At 57.9% G+C, this 21,439-nt stretch carries 20 protein-coding genes; 10 read left to right on the top strand and 10 right to left on the bottom strand.

Annotated features, from left to right (window positions below; all coding sequences use genetic code 11):
• The first annotated feature begins 20 nt into the window (after window positions 1-20).
• Both ALB80_RS18410 and infB read left to right on the top strand, forming a co-directional pair.
• A complete protein-coding gene (locus ALB80_RS18410) occupies window positions 21-644 on the top strand; it encodes an RNA-binding protein (RefSeq protein WP_050605563.1) in 624 nt (207 codons plus the stop codon).
• A gap of 8 nt (window positions 645-652) precedes the next feature.
• Complete coding sequence (gene infB, locus ALB80_RS18405) at window positions 653-3,136, top strand: translation initiation factor IF-2 (RefSeq protein ID WP_050605562.1); 2,484 nt, start codon at window positions 653-655, stop codon at window positions 3,134-3,136.
• A gap of 250 nt (window positions 3,137-3,386) precedes the next feature.
• Here infB and ALB80_RS18400 read toward each other — a convergent pair whose 3' ends face one another.
• From ALB80_RS18400 to ALB80_RS18370, 7 genes are all read right to left on the bottom strand, one after another.
• A complete protein-coding gene (locus ALB80_RS18400) occupies window positions 3,387-3,863 on the bottom strand; it encodes a nucleoside deaminase (protein WP_050605561.1) in 477 nt (158 codons plus the stop codon).
• A gap of 275 nt (window positions 3,864-4,138) precedes the next feature.
• The gene (locus tag ALB80_RS18395) at window positions 4,139-4,966 is read right to left on the bottom strand and encodes an alpha/beta hydrolase (RefSeq protein ID WP_050605560.1); all 828 of its coding nucleotides are present in this window, start codon (window positions 4,964-4,966) and stop codon (window positions 4,139-4,141) included.
• A 3-nt stretch (window positions 4,967-4,969) separates the two neighbouring features.
• The gene (locus ALB80_RS18390) at window positions 4,970-5,851 is read right to left on the bottom strand and encodes a tryptophan 2,3-dioxygenase (protein WP_050605559.1); all 882 of its coding nucleotides are present in this window, start codon (window positions 5,849-5,851) and stop codon (window positions 4,970-4,972) included.
• Between the two features lie 60 nt (window positions 5,852-5,911).
• Complete coding sequence (tdh, locus tag ALB80_RS18385; RefSeq protein WP_050605632.1) at window positions 5,912-6,940, bottom strand: L-threonine 3-dehydrogenase; 1,029 nt, start codon at window positions 6,938-6,940, stop codon at window positions 5,912-5,914.
• Between the two features lie 19 nt (window positions 6,941-6,959).
• Window positions 6,960-7,910 carry a PLP-dependent cysteine synthase family protein gene (locus ALB80_RS18380; RefSeq protein ID WP_050605558.1) on the bottom strand — a complete coding sequence of 317 codons (951 nt, stop codon included), beginning with the start codon at window positions 7,908-7,910 and terminating at the stop codon, window positions 6,960-6,962.
• Entirely contained in the window at window positions 7,907-9,094 is a 1,188-nt protein-coding gene (locus tag ALB80_RS18375) for a glycine C-acetyltransferase (protein ID WP_050605557.1), read from the bottom strand. The genes ALB80_RS18380 and ALB80_RS18375 overlap by 4 nt, the downstream gene beginning before the upstream one ends.
• A 110-nt stretch (window positions 9,095-9,204) precedes the next feature.
• Window positions 9,205-9,768: a helix-turn-helix domain-containing protein gene (locus ALB80_RS18370; protein ID WP_050605631.1), complete on the bottom strand. Its 564-nt coding sequence runs from the start codon at window positions 9,766-9,768 to the stop codon at window positions 9,205-9,207.
• Window positions 9,769-9,881: 113 nt separating this feature from the next.
• Here ALB80_RS18370 and ALB80_RS18365 point away from each other — a divergent pair, with 113 nt between their 5' ends.
• On the top strand, window positions 9,882-11,057 hold the full coding sequence (locus ALB80_RS18365) for an acetyl-CoA C-acyltransferase family protein (RefSeq protein WP_050605630.1): 1,176 nt from the start codon (window positions 9,882-9,884) through the stop codon (window positions 11,055-11,057).
• Window positions 11,058-11,153: 96 nt separating this feature from the next.
• Here ALB80_RS18365 and ubiB read toward each other — a convergent pair whose 3' ends face one another.
• On the bottom strand, window positions 11,154-12,683 hold the full coding sequence (gene ubiB / locus ALB80_RS18360; RefSeq protein ID WP_050605556.1) for a 2-polyprenylphenol 6-hydroxylase: 1,530 nt from the start codon (window positions 12,681-12,683) through the stop codon (window positions 11,154-11,156).
• Entirely contained in the window at window positions 12,683-13,435 is a 753-nt protein-coding gene (gene ubiE / locus ALB80_RS18355) for a bifunctional demethylmenaquinone methyltransferase/2-methoxy-6-polyprenyl-1,4-benzoquinol methylase UbiE (RefSeq protein ID WP_050605555.1), read from the bottom strand. The genes ubiB and ubiE overlap by 1 nt, the downstream gene beginning before the upstream one ends.
• Window positions 13,436-13,521: 86 nt before the next feature.
• Between ubiE and mutM the strand changes: the two genes are divergently transcribed.
• From mutM to recF, 6 genes are all read left to right on the top strand, one after another.
• Entirely contained in the window at window positions 13,522-14,373 is an 852-nt protein-coding gene (gene mutM / locus ALB80_RS18350; protein WP_050605554.1) for a bifunctional DNA-formamidopyrimidine glycosylase/DNA-(apurinic or apyrimidinic site) lyase, read from the top strand.
• A 66-nt stretch (window positions 14,374-14,439) separates the two neighbouring features.
• Window positions 14,440-15,216 carry an enoyl-CoA hydratase gene (locus ALB80_RS18345; RefSeq protein WP_050605553.1) on the top strand — a complete coding sequence of 259 codons (777 nt, stop codon included), beginning with the start codon at window positions 14,440-14,442 and terminating at the stop codon, window positions 15,214-15,216.
• 229 nt (window positions 15,217-15,445) lie between these two features.
• On the top strand, window positions 15,446-15,709 hold the full coding sequence (rpsT, locus tag ALB80_RS18340) for a 30S ribosomal protein S20 (RefSeq protein ID WP_050605552.1): 264 nt from the start codon (window positions 15,446-15,448) through the stop codon (window positions 15,707-15,709).
• A gap of 556 nt (window positions 15,710-16,265) precedes the next feature.
• Window positions 16,266-17,651: a chromosomal replication initiator protein DnaA gene (dnaA, locus tag ALB80_RS18335; protein WP_050605551.1), complete on the top strand. Its 1,386-nt coding sequence runs from the start codon at window positions 16,266-16,268 to the stop codon at window positions 17,649-17,651.
• A gap of 225 nt (window positions 17,652-17,876) precedes the next feature.
• Window positions 17,877-18,998 (top strand): DNA polymerase III subunit beta, encoded by a 1,122-nt coding sequence (dnaN, locus tag ALB80_RS18330; protein ID WP_050605550.1) that lies wholly within the window; start codon window positions 17,877-17,879, stop codon window positions 18,996-18,998.
• 59 nt (window positions 18,999-19,057) lie between these two features.
• Window positions 19,058-20,155, top strand: a complete 1,098-nt coding sequence (recF, locus tag ALB80_RS18325) for a DNA replication/repair protein RecF (protein ID WP_172677918.1) — start codon at window positions 19,058-19,060, stop codon at window positions 20,153-20,155.
• Here the strand turns inward: recF and ALB80_RS18320 are convergent.
• A complete protein-coding gene (locus ALB80_RS18320) occupies window positions 20,152-20,718 on the bottom strand; it encodes a carboxymuconolactone decarboxylase family protein (protein WP_050605548.1) in 567 nt (188 codons plus the stop codon). The two genes, recF and ALB80_RS18320, sit on opposite strands and share 4 nt — an antisense overlap.
• A 100-nt stretch (window positions 20,719-20,818) precedes the next feature.
• Here ALB80_RS18320 and ALB80_RS18315 point away from each other — a divergent pair, with 100 nt between their 5' ends.
• Complete coding sequence (locus ALB80_RS18315; RefSeq protein ID WP_050605629.1) at window positions 20,819-21,391, top strand: TetR/AcrR family transcriptional regulator; 573 nt, start codon at window positions 20,819-20,821, stop codon at window positions 21,389-21,391.
• The last annotated feature ends 48 nt before the right edge of the window (window positions 21,392-21,439 follow it).

The raw sequence follows: 21,439 nt of genomic DNA, 5'->3' as shown, positions 1-21,439 counted from the left end.
TCGGGCCTCGGGTGGCGCGTATGGGTCGCAGTGGCGTCCATAAGGATCGGTCTGACGGACCTGAACGCAAGTGCATCGCCACGGGCGAGGTCCAGCCCAAATATGGGTTGATCCGCTTTGTGATGGGGCCGGATGGTCAAGTCGTTCCCGATGTCGCGGCGAAATTGCCGGGACGCGGGGTCTATGTGGCGGCAGATCGCGCCGCGTTGGACAAGGCCATTGGCAAGAAGTTGTTCGCGCGCGGGTTCAAGGCGCAGGTGAGTGTGCCACAGGACCTGACCGAAGAGGTCGAAAAGCAGATCGCGCGCCGTGTGGTTGAGTTGCTCAGCCTGGCGCGCAAGTCCGGCGATGCAGTTGCCGGGTATGAAAAGGTCAAGACGTGGCTAGACCGGGAAGAGGCGCAAGTGCTGCTTCAGGCCATTGATGGATCGGGGCGCGGCAAGTCCAAACTCAGCACGCCGCACTTCGGAAAATACATCGGTTGGCTGACGGCAGACGAATTAGGGCAGGCATTTGGGCGCCAAACGGTGATTCATGCGGCCTTGGCCTCTGGCGGACTCGCCAAACGTGTTGTAGAGGAAGCGCAGCGCCTGCGTGGCTTGCGCGAAACGGATGACGGCGGCAAGGGCCGCACGGAAGGGTAAGAAGCTTTATGAGCGATAGTGACGGCAAAAAGACATTGGGTCTTCGTGGCGGGGCACGCCCCGGAAATGTGAAACAGAGTTTCAGCCACGGACGCACCAAGAATGTCGTGGTGGAAACCAAACGCAAGCGCGTGGTGGTCCCCAAGCCGGGCGCGGCAAAGCCGGGTGGCGGTGCTGCACCTTCGGGTGATCCGTCGCGTCGCCCTGCGGGTATTTCCGACGCGGAAATGGCGCGCCGCATGAAAGCGCTGCAAGCAGCCAAGGCGCGCGAGGCTGAAGAGGCCGCCGCCCGCGAGGCCGCTGAAAAAGCGCGCGAAGAAGAGCGCGCCCGCCGCCGTGCGGAACAGGAAGCCAAGGAACGCGAGCAGCGTGAGGCCGAAGAACGTGCCCGCGCCAAGGCCGAAGAAGAAGAACGCAAGCGCAAAGAGGCTGAAATTGCTGCCCAACGCGCTGCTGCGCCTGCCGCCCCGGCAGAGCCCAAGGCCGCTGCACCCCGCAGCCCGGCCAACAAGCCTGCACCGGCTGCGACGCCTCGGAAAAACGATCGCGAGCGTGAGCAACGCGGCAATCGTGGTAAAGGCCGTGATGACAACCGTCGGTCCGGCAAGCTGACACTGGGTCAGGCCACCGGTGGCGAAGGCAACCGCCAACGCTCAATGGCTGCGATGAAGCGAAAGCAAGAGCGTGCGCGCCAGAAAGCCATGGGCGGCGCGGTTGAGCGGGAAAAGGTTATTCGTGACGTTCAGTTGCCCGAGGCCATTACGGTCTCCGAGTTGGCGAACCGTATGGCCGAGCGCGTGGCCGATGTTGTCAAATCGCTGATGAACATGGGCATGATGGTAACGCAGAACCAAACCATCGATGCCGACACGGCTGAGTTGATCATCGAAGAATTTGGCCACAAGGTGACTCGTGTCTCTGATTCGGATGTCGAGGACGTCATCAAAGAAGTCGAAGACGACGATGCTGATCTGAAGCCGCGTCCTCCGGTCATCACCATCATGGGTCACGTCGACCACGGTAAGACCTCGCTGCTGGATGCAATCCGCGACGCACGCGTCGTGGCGGGCGAAGCTGGCGGCATTACTCAGCATATCGGCGCCTATCAGGTGAAAACCGATGGTGGCACAACGCTGACCTTCCTGGATACACCGGGCCACGCGGCCTTTACCTCGATGCGTTCGCGCGGGGCTCAGGTGACGGATATCGTGGTTCTGGTCGTCGCCGCCGATGACGCGGTGATGCCGCAAACCATCGAGGCGATCAACCACGCCAAGGCGGCCGAAGTGCCGATGATCGTGGCGATCAACAAGGTCGACAAGCCTGGTGCCAACCCGGACAAGGTGCGCACCGATCTGCTACAACACGAAGTGATCGTCGAGAAGATGTCGGGTGAGGTTCAGGACGTCGAAGTGTCCGCCATCACCGGTCAGGGTCTGGACGAACTGCTGGAAGCCATCGCGCTGCAATCAGAGATTCTGGAGCTGAAAGCCAACCCGAATCGCGCCGCCCAAGGGGCCGTGATCGAGGCGCAGCTGGATGTGGGCCGTGGCCCCGTGGCCACCGTTCTGGTTCAGAACGGCACGCTGCGCCAGGGTGATATCTTCGTCGTGGGTGAGCAATACGGTAAGGTCCGCGCGCTGATCAATGACAAGGGTGACCGCGTCAAGGAAGCTGGCCCGTCGGTCCCGGTCGAGGTTCTGGGTCTGAACGGCACGCCAGAGGCTGGTGACGTTCTGAACGTGACCGAGACCGAAGCACAAGCCCGTGAGATCGCCGAGTACCGCGAGCAAGCCGCCAAGGACAAACGCGCCGCCGCCGGTGCCGCGACCACCCTTGAGCAGCTGATGCAGAAGGCCAAGGAAGACGAGAATGTCGACGAACTGCCAATTCTGATGAAAGCAGACGTTCAAGGCTCGGCTGAGGCCATCGTTCAGGCGATGGAGAAGATCGGCAACGACGAAGTGCGCGTGCGCGTGCTGCACTCGGGCGTAGGTGCAATTACCGAAACCGATGTCGGCCTGGCCGAAGCATCCGGTGCGCCGATCCTTGGCTTCAACGTGCGTGCCAATGCGTCGGCGCGGAACACTGCGAACCAGAAGGGTGTCGAGATTCGTTATTACTCGGTGATCTATGACCTTGTGGATGACGTGAAAGCCGCCGCATCCGGTCTGCTGAGCGCCGAAATCCGCGAGAAGTTCATCGGGTACGCCGAAATCCGCGAAGTCTTCAAGGTTACCGGTGTTGGCAAGGTTGCCGGCTGTCTGGTCACCGAAGGCGTTGCCCGCCGTTCCGCAGGCGTCCGGCTGCTGCGCGACAACGTGGTGATCCACGAAGGCACGCTGAAGACACTCAAGCGCTTCAAGGACGAAGTGGCCGAGGTTCAGTCGGGTCAGGAATGCGGTATGGCGTTCGAGAACTACGACGATATCCGACAGGGCGACGTGATCGAAATCTTCGAACGCGAAGAGGTCACCCGGACGCTGGACTGATGTGGTTCGGGATTAGTGATTGAAAACAGCGGCTCGATTGGGTCGCTGTTTTTTTTTGAAGGTCGCGAAAACTCGATCGTAAGTCTGCGTATTTCTGGGCTTCGTCAGTACCAAGCACCTTACAATCCTGGCCTAAACGTTAAGTTGTCTAACCTAGTGTCCGCTCTGCGGGACACAGCGGCCATCGTAAAGGGTCGATCCGTTATTCGAATCCCCGCCAATCCCTCTCTTTCGGTCCAGACTGCCGACTCTATTGCCAAAAACCTCGGTGACCCTTGGCGACTTCGTCCTCAATTTCGCTGTAAGGACCACGGGTTTCGACGGTACGTTGGCCTGCGCTGAAAACGGTCTCGCAGGACAGATTCAGCGTTAAGTTTTCCGGATTGTCGCGCGTCAATACCGCCAGGCGCTTTTCGGTCATGCCGTAGACGACCGTGCCGACTCCGGCCCAGTAACAGGCTCCCGCGCACATGCAGCAAGGTTCTACAGAGGTGTATAGCGTGCATTTTTCCAGGAATTCAGGATCATAGAGACGACTCGCCTGCCGGGCGACATTCAATTCAGCATGGCCGACACCCTTGTCCTTTCGATAGCTATTGCCGGTACGGATAAGAATCTCTCCGTTTGGACCGACCAGCGTCGAACCAAAGGGATGATTGCCAGCCTCACGGCTTTCCCGCGCTATCCTGATAGTTTCGCGTAAATGCTTGAGGTCTCTTTCTTTCATGTCAGTTTCCTGTGTGTTGAGGAGCACCAGCGCAGATTTCCGCTCGTGTTGGCAACATTGAACCCAACGCGATTGCGCGTGGGTCTAAATGGTCAGCCCGATGGAGTGTTCATCGACTGAAAACCTCTTCACCAGAATGATAGCACGGTCTGAAGAGAGCGTCTGCTACGGGCTCGAACCGGACCATTTTGTTTCAGCCACAATTTTCCGGTTCGTGGTGGTTGCTTCCGATTTAGAAGCAAAGGTCAGATTTGACAGACGTCCAACACGTGTGACTAGCGAGATGTGGGCAGAAACGTTTCTGAATGCATGATGATATCAAAATGCTGCATCCCTTTTTTCAGATCGAAGCTGACGGAATGCCCGGCCTTGCGCAGCCGTTCCGCATAGTCGCGGCTTTGGCGGATGAACTCGGGAGTGTCCCGTTCGGCCACTGTCACGTAATAGCGTGGCCCGGGTCGGGGAAGGTTTCGAATGGGCGAGAGGTCGTTTACTTCAACCGGTGTCAATTGCAGCGGGTCGTTTACAGACATCAGGCTTATAGGCTCCAGATCGTAAATACCGCTGATTAGAATCACATCCCGAATCCGCAGCCCTGCTTTGGCCAGCGCGTCAGACGAGGTCGCTATGATCATCGCCGCCAGGTGCGCTCCGGCACTGTGCCCTGACAAGGTGATCCGTGAGGGATCGAACCCAAGCGTTCCGGCCTGAGCCGCCAGCCACAACAGCGCGTCGCGGCATTCCTCGATCATCTCGCCGATCCGCGCGTCCGGGGCGAGTGTGTAGTTCAGAGTTGCAAAGGAGTGTTCTGCCTCAATCAGCGCCGGGGCCATCATCGCCGACTCTCGTTGGCTGAGCGCCTGCCAATAGCCGCCGTGAATGAAGACATGCAGCGGTGCGCCTGCCCCTTTTGCTGGAAAGTAATCCAGAACCTGGTTCGGGCTGTCGCCATAAGCCAGCTTTTCCTGCACGGGAAACTCTGACCGCGCCTGCGCGCTCAGCGCCTGATAGCTTGCAAGATAAGGTGACAGGTCGCCGCCGATCATCGTGCTTGGGGAATATTCCTGTTCCAGCTCGGTTTGCGAAAAACCACGATACAGCATGTTTCAGCCCTGCTCGCTATACATAAGTTCGGTGCGCATATCATAGAGGTCGTGGAAAAATCGCAGTTCAAGTGCTTTGCGCAAAAATGCGACGCCGCTGGATCCCCCGGTACCCGGTTGCATCCCGATCACGCGTTCAACGGCTGTGGCGTGGTCAAAGCGCCAACGCTGAAACTGGCTTTCCACGTCCATCAGTTTTTCAGCCAGTGCATACAGATCCCAGTACTTGTCCGTATTGCGGAACACTTCGACCCAGATCTGCACCACGCGTGGATCACCAGAGTAAGGCTGGGCATAGTCGCGTTCGATCAGTTCCGCGGGCATATCGAATCCCTGACGGGCCAGCATATGCAGCACTTCGTCATAAAGCGACGGTTTGGTTAGGGCGGCATTCAGCATCTCCATCACCTCGGGGTCATGCTGGTGCACTTTCAGGGTCGAAGGATCCTTGTTGCCCAGAATGAACTCGATTTGCCGATACCCATAGCTCTGAAATCCCGAAGAGTTGCCCAAAGCTTGCCGGAACGTCATGTAATCGGCGGGCGTCATGGTCAGCAGGGTTTCCCAGGCCGCGATCAACTGTCTCTGGATCGCCTTGATCCGATCCAGGTTCTTCATGGCCGGGCCGAACTCATCCTGCTGCAGAAACCGGCGCACTTCGACCAGTTGGTGATGCATCAGTTTCAGCCACAGCTCACTGACTTGATGGATGATGATGAACAGCATCTCATCGGGTTGCGCGGGGTCCTGAAAGGTCTTTTGCAGGTTCAGCAGCGTTTTGAGCTGAAGGAAATCACCATAGCTTTTGCGATGGGTCTGCGCGAAGTCCGTGACTAGCGAATCCTCGATCCCGCGTTCCAGAAACCTGTCATCCTTGTCGCCCATATGCTCCTCCAACGCGGGTTTACCTCTGTTTAGGGTCAAATCCCGCGCAGTTCCAGAGCCTTAGGTCCAATCCAAAACAACCTTGCCGGACTGCCCGGATTTCATGGCTGCAAAGCCTTGAGCGAATTCATCGACCTTGACTCGGTGCGTGATCACACTGGATACATCCAGCCCGTTTTGTAACATGGCGATCATCTTGTACCAGGTTTCGAACATTTCACGCCCGTAGACACCCTTGATGGTGATGGCCTTGAACACGATGCGCGACCAATCGACCGGAGATTTACCCGGAGGAATCCCCAGCAAGGCGATTTTCCCACCCATCACCAATGCCTCAACCATCTGGTCCAGCGCCGCTTGAGAACCAGACATTTCCAGACCAACGTCAAAGCCTTCCTTCATGCCCAATTCTGTGACGACATCTTGCAAATCTTCCTTGGACACGTCGACTGTGCGGACGGTTGGCACCACATGCTCGGCTAGTTTCAGACGGTCGGGGTTGATGTCGGTGATCACCACGTGACGCGCGCCTGCATGACGGGCGACGGCTGCGGCCATGATACCAATCGGTCCAGCGCCGGTGATCAGAACATCTTCGCCAAGCAGATCGAAACTCAGCGCCGTATGAACAGCATTGCCCAAAGGGTCGAGGATGGCACCGATTTCATCCGGCACGTCATCCGGCAGAGGCACGACGTTGAAGGCGGGAAGTTTCAGATATTGTGCAAATGCCCCTTGTTCGTTCACGCCTATCCCGCGCGTGCCGGGGTCGAGGTGGAACTTTCCTGCGCGGCTCTGTCTACTGTCGGTCGTGATCAGATGACCCTCTCCGGAACACCGTTGGCCGATCTCAAGCCCGGTTACGTTTCGCCCTATTTCCACGATCTCTCCGGCGAACTCGTGGCCCGTGATCATCGGGACCGGCACAGTGGCGGCAGCCCAATCATCCCAGTTCCAGATATGGATATCGGTGCCGCATATACCAGTCTTGTTGATCTTGATCAGCACCTCTTCTGCGCCAATTTCGGGAACCGGGGCCTGAACCATCCACAGCCCTTCCCGAGGCTTGGATTTCTCCAGTGCTTTCATCGTGTTGGGTCGCATTTTGTTACTCCCACAAATCGGTCGAAAGGTATTTCAAGCCGCTGTCGCACATGACGATTGCGATGCAGCCGCCTTCTTCAGGGCCGCGAAGCAGCTCAATTGCGGCAGAAAGGTTCGCACCTGCCGAGTAGCCGGCGAATATTCCTTCGGTACGGGCCAGAAGTCGCGCACATTCCCGCGCAGCCTCTCCGGACACAGCGAGATGTCCGGCAAGTGCGGTGCCATTCATATGCACCAGTTCACTCATGGCATATCCGCCACCCTGTATGGGGTGGTCGGGGGTCGAAATCGTTTCACCGGCGAGGGCCCGTGCGCCTTCGGGTTCAACGGCATAGCAGCGCACGCCATGTCGGTTTAGGAACTTTGCGGCACCCGCCAGCGTGCCGCCGGATCCGGCAAAATCGCAAAACGCGGTGACGGCACCTTCGGACTGCGCCCAAATCTCGGGTCCGGTTCCTGTTTCATGGGTTTTGGGGTTTCCTGAATGCCCGAATTGATCGGCGCGAAACGCATTGCGTTCGGTTGTGATACGCTTCGCCTCGGCATCGACCAGTTCAAGATCAGCCCCCGAGACTTCACCTGGCTTGCTGCCGTGGGCTTGGGGCACAATGATCACTTGTGCCCCCAGGGCTCGCATCATGCGCGCTCGCTCGACTGAGTTACCGGCACTCATGACCGCGATGAAAGGGTGCCCGAGGATACCACACACAATCGCGAGCCCTGTGCCCATGTTGCCGGATGTCAGCTCGACCACAGTTTGTCCCGGCGCAAGCGTACCATCCGCACGGGCCATTTCGATGATGGACCTTGCAGCCCGATCTTTCTTCGAGAAACCGGGCAGCAAGTAATCCAGCTTGGCGACGATACGCCCGTTCAGGTTTAGCCGGGCACACAGACGCGACAACTCGACCATTGGGGTGTTGCCGATTGCGTCTATGACCGATGGCAGGATCATTCGATGACCCCTAGTTCCTTGCCAACCTTGCCAAAGGCCGCCAAGGCGCGATCCAGTTCATCCTTTGTGAGCGCCGCATTCATCTGCGTTCTGATCCGTGCTTGCCCGCGTGGGACGACCGGAAAGAAGAAGCCTGAAACGTAAACGCCCTCGCCGAACAATCGTGATGCCATTTCCTGCGCCAGCGCTGCCTCACCCAGCATCACCGGGATGATCGGGTGCTCGCCGGGCAGCAGGTCAAAGCCCAGCTTTTCCAACCCGGCGCGCCAGTATTTGGCGTTTCCGAACAACTGGGCGCGCAGCATGGCACCTTCTTCGACCAGGCGGATCGCTTCCAGCCCGGCGGCGACGATGGAAGGCGGCAGCGAGTTTGAGAACAGATAGGGCCGCGCCCGCTGCCGCAGCAGGTCGATCACTGGCTGCGGCCCGGCGATGTAACCGCCGATTGCCCCCCCAAGTGCTTTGCCCAAAGTGCCCGTCAGAATGTCCACGTCGACGCCAAAGTGATCCGGCGTACCCGCGCCGTTCGGCCCCATAAAGCCGGTGGCATGGCAGTCATCTACCATGACAATTGCATCATACTGGTCAGCCAACTCGCGGACTTTCGGCAGATTGGCCAGATAGCCATCCATCGAAAATACGCCGTCGGTCGCAATCATGATATGCCGTGCGCCATCCTCGCGCGCCTGTTTCAACCAGGCTTCGAGGTCGTTCATGTCATTGTTCAGATAGCGATAGCGCTTGGCTTTGCACAGGCGTACCCCGTCGATGATCGAGGCATGGTTCAGACTGTCCGAGATAATGGCATCTTCGGGCCCGAGCAGCGGTTCAAAAAGACCACCATTGGCATCGAAACAGGCAGCAAACAGGATGGTGTCGTCCTTGTTCAGGAATGCCGCCAGTTTCTGTTCCAATTCACGATGAATATCCTGCGTGCCGCAAATGAACCGAACCGAGGCCATGCCAAAGCCTTTTGGGCCCATGGCTTTCGTAGCGGCATCGATCAGCGCGGGGTGATCGGCCAGACCCAGATAGTTATTGGCGCACAGGTTGATGACCTGTTTTTCGCCTACCGTAATCTCACCGCCCTGAGGCGAGGTGATCATTCTTTCGCGCTTGTACAATCCTTCGGATTCGATCTGCGCGAGTGTGTCCGTGATGTGGGACAGGAATGCATCTGCCATGGCGACCTCCGTTCAACTGAGTCGCACATCTAACATAGCGGATGAATTTCCCAAATAGGGGAATTACAATATGGAGGAAAAATTTCCGTGAAGGCGGAAATCTGCCGGTTTCAGGCGTTTTTCACGATCAGGAAGACTCTTGCGGGCCCTTTGGCGGAAATGGAATGTGCAATGTCTGCGGCATAGCGGGCGGTGTCTCCTTGGCTGAGGTCCGAGACGGCGCTGCCGGACGTGACTCTGACTGCGCCTTCCAGCACCGTCAGTTGTTCACGAGCGCCACGGGCGTGAGGCTGGCTGTTCAAAGCTCCGCCTTCTTCAAACTCAATATCGTAGACCTCGTGCCCTCCGGCCTCTTCCGGCGGGGATAGGATGCGAATTCGGCAGTTTTGTCCCATATTATCGATGCTGGGGACCTCGGACGTTCGCAGAACCTCAATCTGGTCACTGGCTTTTGCGCCTTCCAGCAGACCTGCAAAATCCACCTGCAAGGCGCGGGTCAGGTTCCATAGGGTCGAGATCGTAGGGCTGCTTTCTCCGCGCTCAATCTGGCTGACCATGGACCGGGAAACGCCGCTGAGGTTCGCAACTGCCTCGAGGGATAGCCCTTTGGCCCGACGCGCTTCTTTCAGGCGTGCAGGTAAAAGGTTCAGGATATCGTCTGTATTTTCCGTCATGACGGAATCCATGCGTGTTGCGCAACGTAATGTCAATTCCGGGCGTGACAGTGAGTCAAATTTGAAGATCATGCTGCACGTGCATAATGCGCGCGGGTTTTGGAGGAGAAAACATGACTGACGTAGTGATTCTGGATGGTGCGCGTACCGCCATCGGCACATTTGGCGGCACTTTGGCCTCAACGGCTCCGATTGATCTGGCCACTGTTGCAACGGAAGCGGCCCTTGAACGCTCGGGAGTCGAAGGTGGGCAGATCGGCAGTGTTGTCTTTGGTCATGTCATCAACACCGAACCACGTGACATGTATTTGTCGCGTGTGGCCGCGATGCAGGCGGGCATTCCCAACGGTACACCGGCGATGAACGTAAACCGTCTGTGTGGTTCCGGGGCTCAGGCTATCGTATCCGCAGTGCAGTCCTTGATGCTGGGCGACGCAGAATTTGCCGTGGCGGGCGGTGCTGAGAGCATGTCGCGTAGCCCTTACATTGTTCCTCAGGCGCGCTGGGGCGCGAAGATGGGCGACGTTTCTTCGCTGGATATGATGCTGGGCGCGCTGAATTGCCCGTTTGGCACAGGGCATATGGGTATCACGGCCGAAAATGTGGCGGATGAACACCAGATCAGCCGTGAACAGATGGATGAGTTTGCCATGACCAGCCAGGCCCGTGCGGCAGCTGCGATTGAGGGGGGATTTTTCGAAAACCAAATCGCGTCGGTGCAGGTCAAGGTCAAGCGAGACATGGTCGATTTCAAGGTCGATGAACACCCCAAAGCAACGACGGTAGAGGCGCTGGCTGGCTTGAGGCCGGTATTCAAGAAAGACGGGCGCGTGACGGCAGGGAACGCGTCGGGCATCAATGACGGCGCTGCGGCGATGGTTCTGGCAACGGCGAGCGCGGCAGAGAAAGCTGGTCTGAAACCAAAAGCACGAGTGATCGGCTATGCTCATGCCGGCGTGCGGCCCGAAGTTATGGGTATTGGCCCGGTTCCGGCTGTTCAAAACCTGTTCAAGAAGACAGGTTTGTCGGCTGGCGATTTCGATGTGATCGAAAGCAACGAAGCCTTTGCCGCACAAGCACTGGCTGTGAATCAGGAACTCGGTCTGGACGCCGCCAAGGTGAACCCGAATGGGGGTGCCATTGCTTTGGGCCATCCGGTTGGCGCAACCGGCGCGATCATCACCTTGAAAGCGCTGTATGAGTTGGAGCGTACGGGTGGATCAAAAGCTTTGATCACCATGTGCGTTGGCGGTGGTCAGGGGATTGCACTTGCCATAGAGCGGCTCTGAGCCAGACCGGGGGAGGGGGGCTGTCTGCCCCCCATTGCGCCGTGGCGCAATTCCCCCCGAGGATATTTTTAGCCAGATGAAGCCGGCGGGTTTGCCTTAGCTGAGTGCTATGGCAATCAGCGTGGCGGCTATGCCGAACCCGGCGCCGAGAACCGCAGATAAGACATACGTGCCAAGGCCATTGTTCTTCTGATCGTCTTTTTGGGTTTGCGCAATCAGCGCGTTTTCGACGAGTGCCGGCAGGCGCGGGCCGAAACGGGCAAGAACCATTGCGGTTTTTCCAAAATCCCGTAGAGCGGCGCGTGGACCGATAGAGCGTTTTATATAGTCTTCGACCACCGGGCGGGCGACCTCCCAGATGTTCATGTGATCGTCAAGTGAGCGCGCCACGCCTTCAACCACCACCATCGTGCGTTGCAGCAGGATCAGTTCGGTTCTAGTTTCCATGCCGAACCGTTCTGTCACCTCGAAGAGGTAGTTCAGCAGGCGGCCCATCGAGATATGAGAGGCATCCATCCCGAAAATGGGTTCACCGACCGCGCGCAGGGCGCGGGCGAATTCATCCACGTCCCGGTTGGCGGGGACATAGCCCGCTTCGAAATGCACCTCGGCCACGCGCTTGTAGTCGCGGCGGATGAAGCCAAAGAGAATCTCGGCATAGACCCGGCGGGTATATTCGTCGATATGACCCATGATGCCGTAATCATAGGCGATGATGTCACCGTTCGCGGCGACCTTCAGGTTGCCCTGGTGCATGTCGGCGTGGAAATAGCCGTCACGCAGGGCGTGCAGCAAGAACAGGCGCAGCACACGTTCGGCCAGATCGCGGCGGTTATGACCTGCCGCATCAAGTGCGGCGTTATCGCCCAGCGGAATACCGTCGGCCCAGCTGAGCGTCATGACACGACGGGCTGAAAGGGACCATACCACAGGTGGCAGCCAGAACCCGGCATCATCCTTGGTATTCGCGGCGTATTCCGATGCAGCGGAGCTTTCCAGCCGCAGATCAAGTTCACCTCGGACAACGCCATCGAAATGTTCGATCACCTCCATCGGGCGCAAGCGGCGCGCGCCGGGGGCAAAAAGCTGCACGATTCGGGCCGCGAAATAGAACGCGTCCACATCCTTACGAAAGGCGCGTTCAATATTGGGGCGTAGGACCTTGACGGCTACATCCTCACCGTTGCTGACCAGTTTGGCTTTATGGACTTGCGCGATTGATGCGGCGGCAATGGGTTCACTGAATTCACTGAAGATCTCGGCGACAGGCTGACCCAGTTCCTTTTCCACCTCGGCCATGGCTTCAGATTTGGAGAATGGGGGCAATTTGTCCTGAAGCACGCGCAACTGCTCGGCCAGTTCGTTGCCGACGACATCGGGGCGGGTAGACAGCACCTGACCAAACTTGATGTAGGCAGGACCCAGCGCCGTCAGGGCACGGGTGGCCGGCGGCATATCAGGATCGCCTTTGTAGCCCAGCCATTGGAACGGTTTGCCCAACGCATGGGCAACAAACCGCAGCGACCGGGGGGCCTCAAAGGCGTCCAGCACCACGTTCATGGCTCCGGTGCGCTCCAAAGTGGCGCCGGTGCGGATCAGGCGGATGATGTTGTGAGGGCCACGCATCAGATTTTCCAGCCGGAATGCAGCGCGGCGATGCCCATGCTCAGGTTTCGGTATTTGGCGTTCTCGAAGCCCGCGGTGCGGACCATGCCCAGAAATGTCTCTTGATCGGGGAAATTGCGGATCGATTCCACCAGGTACTGGTAGCTGTCATAATCGTTGGCGATCAGCTTGCCCATGCGGGGGATGACGTTGAAGCTGTAGAGATCATAGAGCTTTTGCAGCCCGTCATTGGGCAGCTGACTGAACTCCAGAACCATCAGACGGCCACCGGGTTTCAACACGCGGTAAGCTTCGTTCAGGGCGTCTTGCGGGCGGGTCACGTTCCGGATGCCAAAAGAGATCGTGTAGACATCAAACGTGTTGTTTTCGAACGGCAGGGCCATGGCATCGCCGACCACCCAGTTCAGGCTGTCCGACATCTGATCTGCCTCGGCGCGTTGCCGGCCTTCGACCAGCATCGGTTCGGTCAGGTCCAGAACGGTGGCGTGGCCATGGCCTGCGCGTTTGAGGAAGCGGAAGGAGATGTCGCCCGTGCCGCCCGCCACGTCCAGAAGAAGTTGGCCGGGACGCGGTGCCAGCCAGTCCATCATCGCGTCTTTCCAGACCCGGTGGATGCCCATCGACATGACATCGTTCATAACGTCATATTTCGAGGCAACCGAGTTGAACACGCCCTGCACGCGCCCGGCCTTGTCGGCCTCGCGCACGGTTTCGAACCCGAAATGAGTGGTCTTGTCGCTGTTGTCGGACATTTGCCTTGCCGTTTGTCGAATTTCGTCTCTGTTATAGGGCCAAGAGAGACGGGCACAATGCGGCCCTTTGAATTAGGAGCCGTGTAATGCCGGAACTGCCCGAGGTCGAGACAGTAAGACGCGGCCTGAGTCCTGCGATGGAAGGGGTGGTCATCGAAAAGGCCGATGTGAATCGCCCTGATCTGCGCTGGCCGTTCCCCGAGCGCATGGCCGAGCGGTTAACCGGGCAGCGGGTGGATCGTTTGCGACGGCGGTCGAAATACATTCTGGCAGATCTCACCAGTGGCGAGACGCTGCTGATCCATCTGGGCATGTCGGGCCGCATGACCGTGTCGGGCGATCCGTTGGGGCAGTTTGTGCATGAGCATCCGATGACTGAGAAACATGACCACGTCGTTTTTCACATGGCTAACGGTGCCCGCGTGACATTCAATGACCCGCGTCGGTTCGGTGCTATGGACCTGCTGCCGACAGCAACGGCCGAAGACCACAAGCTGCTGTCGGTTCTGGGGCCAGAACCTTTGGGCAATGATTTCCACGAACAACACCTGATCGACGCATTCAATGGAAAGAACACCCCGGTTAAATCGGCGCTGTTGGATCAGGGAATCGTTGCCGGATTGGGGAATATCTATGTCTGTGAGGCGCTTTATCGCGGCAAGGTGTCGCCACGTCGCAAAGCCGGACAAATTTCGGCATCACGTGTCGCAGCTTTGGTTCCGATCATCCGGCAGGTGTTGCAGGACGCCATCGAAGCGGGTGGCTCATCCCTGCGGGATTTTCGCCAAGCCGATGGAGAACTTGGATATTTTCAGCACAGCTTTGACGTCTATGGGCGCGAGGGAGAGCCCTGCCGGACAGAGGGCTGTAGCGCCGCAATCAAGAGAATCACCCAGTCCGGTCGCTCATCCTTCTATTGTGCGCAATGCCAAAGATAACTTGATCCAAGTTTTTCGCGTGGTAAGGAATCGTACTTGAACGGAACAACCGGAAGCTTACACCTCATGGCTTTTGAGACGATCATCGTCGAAATCGAAGACCACGTCGCCCTTATCAAGCTCAATCGACCGGACGCGATGAACGCGCTGAACACCCAGTTGCTGGGTGAGCTGTGCGAGGCGCTGGAAGATGCAGACCGCAACGACAAGGTGCGGTGCATCGTGATCACCGGATCGGACAAGGCTTTTGCCGCAGGCGCGGACATCAAGGAAATGTCCGAGATGAGTTTTGTGGACGTCTACAACGTGAACCTGTTTGCCGATGCCAATGATCGGGTTTCGGCGATTCGCAAGCCGGTCATTGCGGCTGTTGCAGGTTATGCGCTGGGCGGCGGATGCGAATTGGCGATGCTGTGCGATTTCATCATCGCGGCGGACACGGCCAAATTCGGGCAACCCGAAATCAATCTGGGCGTTATTGCCGGTCTGGGCGGCAGCCAGCGCCTGACGCGGTTCGTGGGCAAGTCCAAGTCGATGGACATGAATCTGACCGGTCGTTTCATGGATGCCGAAGAGGCCGAGCGCGCCGGGCTGGTCAGCCGTGTGGTTCCGGCCAAGAAGCTGATCGAAGAAGCTGTTGGCGCGGCCCAGAAGATTGCCGAGAAATCGCAACTGACCGCGATGGCGGCCAAAGAGGCGGTGAATCGCAGCTATGAACTTCCGCTGAGCGAAGGCATGTTGTTCGAACGCCGCGTGTTCCATTCGATGTTCGCGACAGAAGATCAAAAGGAAGGCATGGCAGCTTTCCTTGAAAAGCGCGCGGCGCAGTTCCGCGACAAGTAAGCCAAACTTAGCGGATACAAAGCAGGCGGGCCCGGCCCGCCTTTTTTGTGGCCAAAGCCCCGACGGGAAGAATCGGCTTGGCAAACACTGAAAACTTGGGTAGAGACCCCCGCTATACATGCGCGTGCGGCCCGCTTGGCCCGACTCACACTCGTGATTTCTGATCCGGTGCGGATATGTCCGTGGCGCGCAACACAAGATAACCGTACCGAACGAAGGTCAGAAACACATGGCAAATTCGCCCCAGGCAAAGAAACGCGCACGTCAGAACGAAAAGCGTTTCGCAATCAACAAAGCGCGTCGTTCGCGCATCCGTACCTATCTGCGCAAAGTCGAAGAAGCGATTGCTTCTGGTGACAAGGGCGCGGCAACCGATGCTCTGCGTGCGGCTCAGCCTGAACTGATGCGCGGCGTCACCAAAGGTGTGTTCCACAAGAACACCGCAGCCCGCAAGATGTCGCGCCTGTCGGCACGCGTCAAAGCACTGGGCTAATGCCTCAGATTGACCATGGGTCATGTCAGCAGGGCTGATATAATATTCAGGGCGTCGCGTAGAGCGGCGCCTTTTTTCGTGTTGCCCGAAAACCGCGCCTTCACAAATCTGAGAGATTCTTTCGGTCAAAGAACCGAGTCAATATCAGAGTTTCGTTGCCGGGCCCTATCCCATCTTGCTACCACTGATGTCAGCGATTCACTCGCTTGGGGGGACAGGCTGTTTCTCTGGTCGGACTGACGGGCATCAGGGCGATTGGAAGAAGTTGTCGACGACTGGCTGTTGTCAGGCTGCCGATCTGCCGTGAACTCCGGGATAAACCCGGTACTCTCGGCCCTGTCTAATAAAATGAGAGTACGAAATGCAGCCCGGTTTCCGGACGCTCGCCTATTGCCGAGCGTCTGCTTCCGGACATGCGCGTATTCGTGAAGACATCCCGCCAAACCGGTCAGGTTTGGCGACGGGATAGCTTTGAGCGTGTGAATTCTTAACCGGGCAACCGGGTTGTATGAATAAGGCCGACAGGCCAATAAGAATGGGATGCGTGAGGCGCTGAATGACACAAGAGAAATGGGGACTATTGCGAAACAAGTTGCTGAAGGCTGTTGGTCGGAACAATTACACTACCTGGATCGAGCCTTTGGAATTCAAGGAGCTGCAGAATGGCGTAGCGGTCTTTTCCGTGCCGACCAATTTTATGGGCAACTACGTCAGTCAGAATTTTGCAGACCTTATCTTGTATGAGCTGAACACAGCGGGTGAAACTGTACAGCGACTGGATTTCCATGTTGCTGCAAATTCCCCGGCACGTCCGAAGCCGACGGTTCCGGCGACCCGTGCAGCAGATCCGGAACGCGTTACCGCACCTGTGACGGAAGTTGCGCAAGATGCACTGGATTCGCTGCAGGCCGCGCCGCTGGATTCCCGCTTTACCTTTGACAGTTTTGTTGTGGGCAAACCCAACGAACTGGCCCATGCCGCCGCGCGCCGAGTGTCGGAAGGTGGTCCCGTGACGTTCAACCCGCTGGTTCTGTATGGCGGCGTGGGTTTGGGTAAAACCCACCTGATGCACGCCATCGCATGGGAACTGAAAACCAAGCATCCTGAGTTGAACGTGCTCTACCTGTCCGCCGAGCAATTCATGTATCGCTTTGTTCAGGCCCTGCGCGAACGCCGGATGATGGATTTCAAACACCTGTTCCGGTCGGTCGATGTGTTGATGGTGGATGACGTGCAATTCATCGCGGGCAAGGATTCGACCCAGGAAGAGTTCTTTCACACCTTCAATGCGCTGGTGGATCAGAACAAGCAGATCATCATTTCGGCCGACCGCGCTCCGGGTGAGATCAAGGATCTGGAAGACCGTGTGAAGTCGCGCCTGCAATGTGGCTTGGTGGTTGACCTGCACCCGACCGATTATGAACTGCGGCTGGGCATCTTGCAGAACAAGGTTCAGCAATACAGCAGTTCGTATCCCGATTTGTCGATTGCCGACGGTGTTCTGGAATTCCTGGCCCATCGTATCTCGACCAATGTCCGCGTGCTGGAAGGCGCTCTGACTCGCCTATTCGCCTTCGCTTCGCTGGTTGGTCGCGAGATCGATATGGAGTTGACGCAGGATTGTCTGGCAGATGTGCTGCGGGCCTCGGAACGCAAAATCACCGTTGAAGAGATCCAGCGGAAAGTGTCCGAGTACTACAACATTCGCCTTTCTGATATCATCGGCCCCAAGCGCCTGCGCTCTTACGCGCGTCCGCGTCAGGTGGCGATGTATCTATGCAAACAGCTCACCAGTCGCTCTTTGCCAGAGATTGGCCGCCGTTTTGGCGGGCGGGACCATACAACAGTCATGCATGGTGTGAAACGCATCGAAGAGCTGAAGTTGACCGATGGTCAGATCGCTGAAGATGTGGAAATGCTGCGCCGGGCGCTCGAAGCCTGATCCGCGCCTGCATTGTAAGAAAATGCCCCGGACATACATTCCGGGGCATTTTCTTGTGCGCATTTATCCACGGTTGGACCGGAACTGATGCCTGCCGGGCACGCTGCCCTTGACGCTTGGGGTATTCCAACCCAGAAATCCGTAAAAAATCCTTGTGCCTCAGGGTGGAACCGCTAACGTGCCAGTCCCGCCCATGTCGGTACGCAAGTCAGAGGAACTGAGGGTATGAAGATCAGCATCGAACGCGGCACCCTTCTCAAGGCCGTTTCGCAGGCCCAATCCGTAGTGGAACGCCGCAATACCATTCCCATACTTGCCAACGTGCTGATTGAGGCTGAAGGCGATGTGGCGCAGTTCCGCGCCACCGATCTGGACATTGAAGTGGTCGACAAGGCTCCGGCGCAGGTCGAGAAAGCCGGGGCGACCACAGTTGCGGCGACCACCTTGCATGAAATCGTGCGCAAACTGCCCGACGGTGCGTTGGTCACGCTGACCGCTGACAGCGCTGCAGGCCGTCTGACGGTTGAGGCGGGGCGGTCGAATTTCTCGCTGGCGACGCTGCCAAAAGAGGATTTCCCGGTAATGGCGTCCTCGGAATATCAATCGAATTTCACCGCGTCGGCGGCACTGCTGCGCCGGTTGTTCGACAAATCGAAATTCGCCATCTCGACGGAAGAGACCCGGTATTATCTGAATGGTGTCTACATGCACGTCGCTGACGGCTCGGACAGCGGTAAGGTTCTGCGCTGTGTGGCCACCGATGGCCACCGTCTGGCGCGTATCGATGCGGATCTGCCGGACGGGGCGGCAGACATGCCCGGAGTGATTGTTCCGCGCAAAACCGTGGGTGAGTTGCGCAAGCTGCTGGATGACGATGAAATGGATATCGCCGTTTCGGTCAGCGAAACCAAGGTGCGCTTTGCCACGCCGGATATTACGCTGACCTCGAAAGTCATCGATGGCACCTTCCCCGATTACACACGCGTCATCCCGCAAGGGAACACCCGCAAGCTTGAGGTCGATGCTGCCGAGTTCGCGCAGGCCGTCGACCGAGTGGCCACTGTGTCTTCGGAACGGTCTCGGGCGGTGAAGCTGCAACTGGACGGTGACAAGCTGATCCTGTCCGTCAACGCGCCAGATAGCGGCGCGGCTGAAGAAGAGCTGGCCGTTGCATACGGCGACGAACGGCTGGAGATCGGGTTCAACGCCAAATACCTGCTGGAGATTGCGTCTCAGGTCGATCGTGAGAACGCGGTTTTTCTGTTCAATTCGGCTGGAGACCCAACGCTGATGCGTGAAGGCAATGATCTCAGCGCGGTTTATGTGGTCATGCCGATGCGCGTCTGATCGCGCTGACGCGCCAAGCCTCCGGCGGGAGTATTTTTGAAAAGATGAAGGGAGGGGTCATGGGATTGGCCCTGACCGAACTTACGGTCTCGCATTTTCGATCTCATAAACTGGCGCGGTTGTCGTTGGATGGACGGCCCGTTGCCATTCATGGACCCAACGGCGCGGGCAAGACCAACATATTGGAAGCGGTGTCCCTGTTTTCACCCGGGCGCGGGATGCGACGGGCGAGCGCGGCTGAGATGGCGCGACGGCCCGAGGCGCTGGGCTGGAAGTTGTCTGGGGTATTGGACGCGCAGGGGCAGCGTTATGAGATCGAAACCTGGTCCGAGGGCGGCGCGGCGCGGCAGGTTCGGATTGACGAAAAAACCTCGAACCAGATCGAGTTGGGGAAACTGGCGCGGGTTGTGTGGCTGGTGCCTTCGATGGACCGGCTATGGATCGAAGGGGCCGAGGGGCGGCGGCGGTTTCTGGACCGTATCGCGCTGAGCTTTGACCCGGCCCATGCCGAAGCGTCTTTAACCTATGAAAAAGCCATGCGGGAACGGAACCGTCTGCTGAAAGAGCAGGTGCGTGATGCGCATTGGTATGCCGCGCTTGAGGGGCAGTTGGCCGAGACGGGACATCGCATTCATATGGCGCGTCTGGCGGCGCTGGAGCATCTGCGCGCGGCACAGGAACTTGCGGAAACGGCTTTTCCGTCTGCTGAACTGGAACTGGTGCAAACGGAAGGCGCGATGCCCCGGTCGACAGAGGATCTGCGTGAGGCTTTGAGCGAAAGTCGGTTCCGTGATCTGGCGGCAGGCCGGACTTTGGTTGGGCCTCATCGTTCAGACTTGTACGGTGTGTTTGCGGCGAAGGGCGTTCCGGCCAAAGATTGTTCAACCGGAGAACAGAAGGCGCTTTTGGTTTCGTTGATCTTGTCGAACGCGCGGGCGCTGGCCGGGATGGTGGGGGCGCCGCCAATTGTTCTGTTAGATGAGGTGGCCGCCCATCTTGACGCGGATCGGCGCGCGGCGCTTTATGACGAGATTTGCGCGCTGGGGGCTCAGGCCTGGATGACGGGCACCGGGCCTGAACTGTTTGCGGAACTGGGGGACCGAGCTCAATCGCTGGTGGTTACCGAAGGCGTTGAGGGCTCGGTCGTGGCTGCTTAGGCCGGTTCGCTGACTTTACGTTCCCACAGGAAGCCGCGCATAACTTCGTCGACCGGGGTTTTGGCCATGTGGTTGACGTAGTTCGACATGGTTTTCTGCGCCAGACCCAGCACCACATCCAGAACCGCACGGTGCGAATAGCCCGCGTCAAAGAACGCCTGCAGCTGTTCCTCGGTCGGGTTGCCGCGTGTTTCCATCACCTGCAGGGTGAAGGTACGCAGCGCCTCAAGCTTGGCTGAGGGCAGCGGAGTTTCGTTGCGCAGGGCCTCGGAAATCTCGTCCGAGACCTTCATCATCTTGGCGATGCCGGTGTGCGCGGGCACGCAGTAGTGGCATTCGTTTTCCACGTTGATGGTCTGCCAGACGACGGTTTTCTCTTCATTGTCGAAATCGGTCTGCAGGAACAGGCCATGCAGGACCTGATAACCTTCCAGGTGTTGAGGGCTTTCGGCCATCACCTTGTGCAGGCCAGGCAAGCGACCAAATGCGGCCTGAGATTTTTCAAGAAGTGGTTTTGACCTTTCAGGGGCGGTTTCGAGGTCATGAGACGGGAAAGTGGCCATGTCGGAACTCCTGTTTGTGGCGCGATGGATCGTATTTAGGGTTTCTTGAGCGATCACTCAAGTATATATTTGAGCGAACGTTCAAGAATTGGTGATGCTGATGCCCCGCAAACCCGCATATGACCGTGACGCATTGATCGCAAAGGCGAGAGATATCTTCTGGCGTCAGGGCTGGGCTGGGACATCGCTGAAGGATCTGGAGCGGGAATTGAAACTGAAACCTGGCAGTTTCTATGCGGCCTTCGGGTCGAAGGATGCGCTCTATGCTCTGACGCTGGAGAGCTATGCGAATGAGGGTGTCGCACGCATAAAGGCCCTGGCGGAGAAGCTGGGCCCGAAGGAAGCGCTGAAAGCGCAACCTCGTTTGGTAATTGAGGCCGTCGAGAACCCGACGAAGGCTTGCATGCTGGCAAAGACATTTGCCGAGTTGCAGGCGAAGGATCACGATCTTGCGGATCAGGCTGCGCGCCACATGACTGAGATGAAGGCATGTTTTGCTGAGTTGTTTCGAAGTGCTCAGGAAACAGGCGAAATCAGGGCTGATCATGATCCGGATCGGCTGGCAGCGCGGTATCAGTCAGACATTCTCGGGCTGCGATTGTCGGCGGAACGCAAGGATGTCGATGCGCTGGAAATTGCTGCGGATATCGCGTCTGATATCGACCGGCTATGAGCCGGGCCCGGGCGGGCAAAAAACAACTCATACAAACACAAAATATTG

Source organism: Ruegeria sp. 6PALISEP08, assembly GCF_001238295.1.
In the GTDB taxonomy this organism is placed as follows: domain Bacteria; phylum Pseudomonadota; class Alphaproteobacteria; order Rhodobacterales; family Rhodobacteraceae; genus Ruegeria.
The sequence above is the reverse complement of the archived record's forward strand: the minus strand, read 5'-3'. Positions and strand labels throughout refer to the sequence as shown.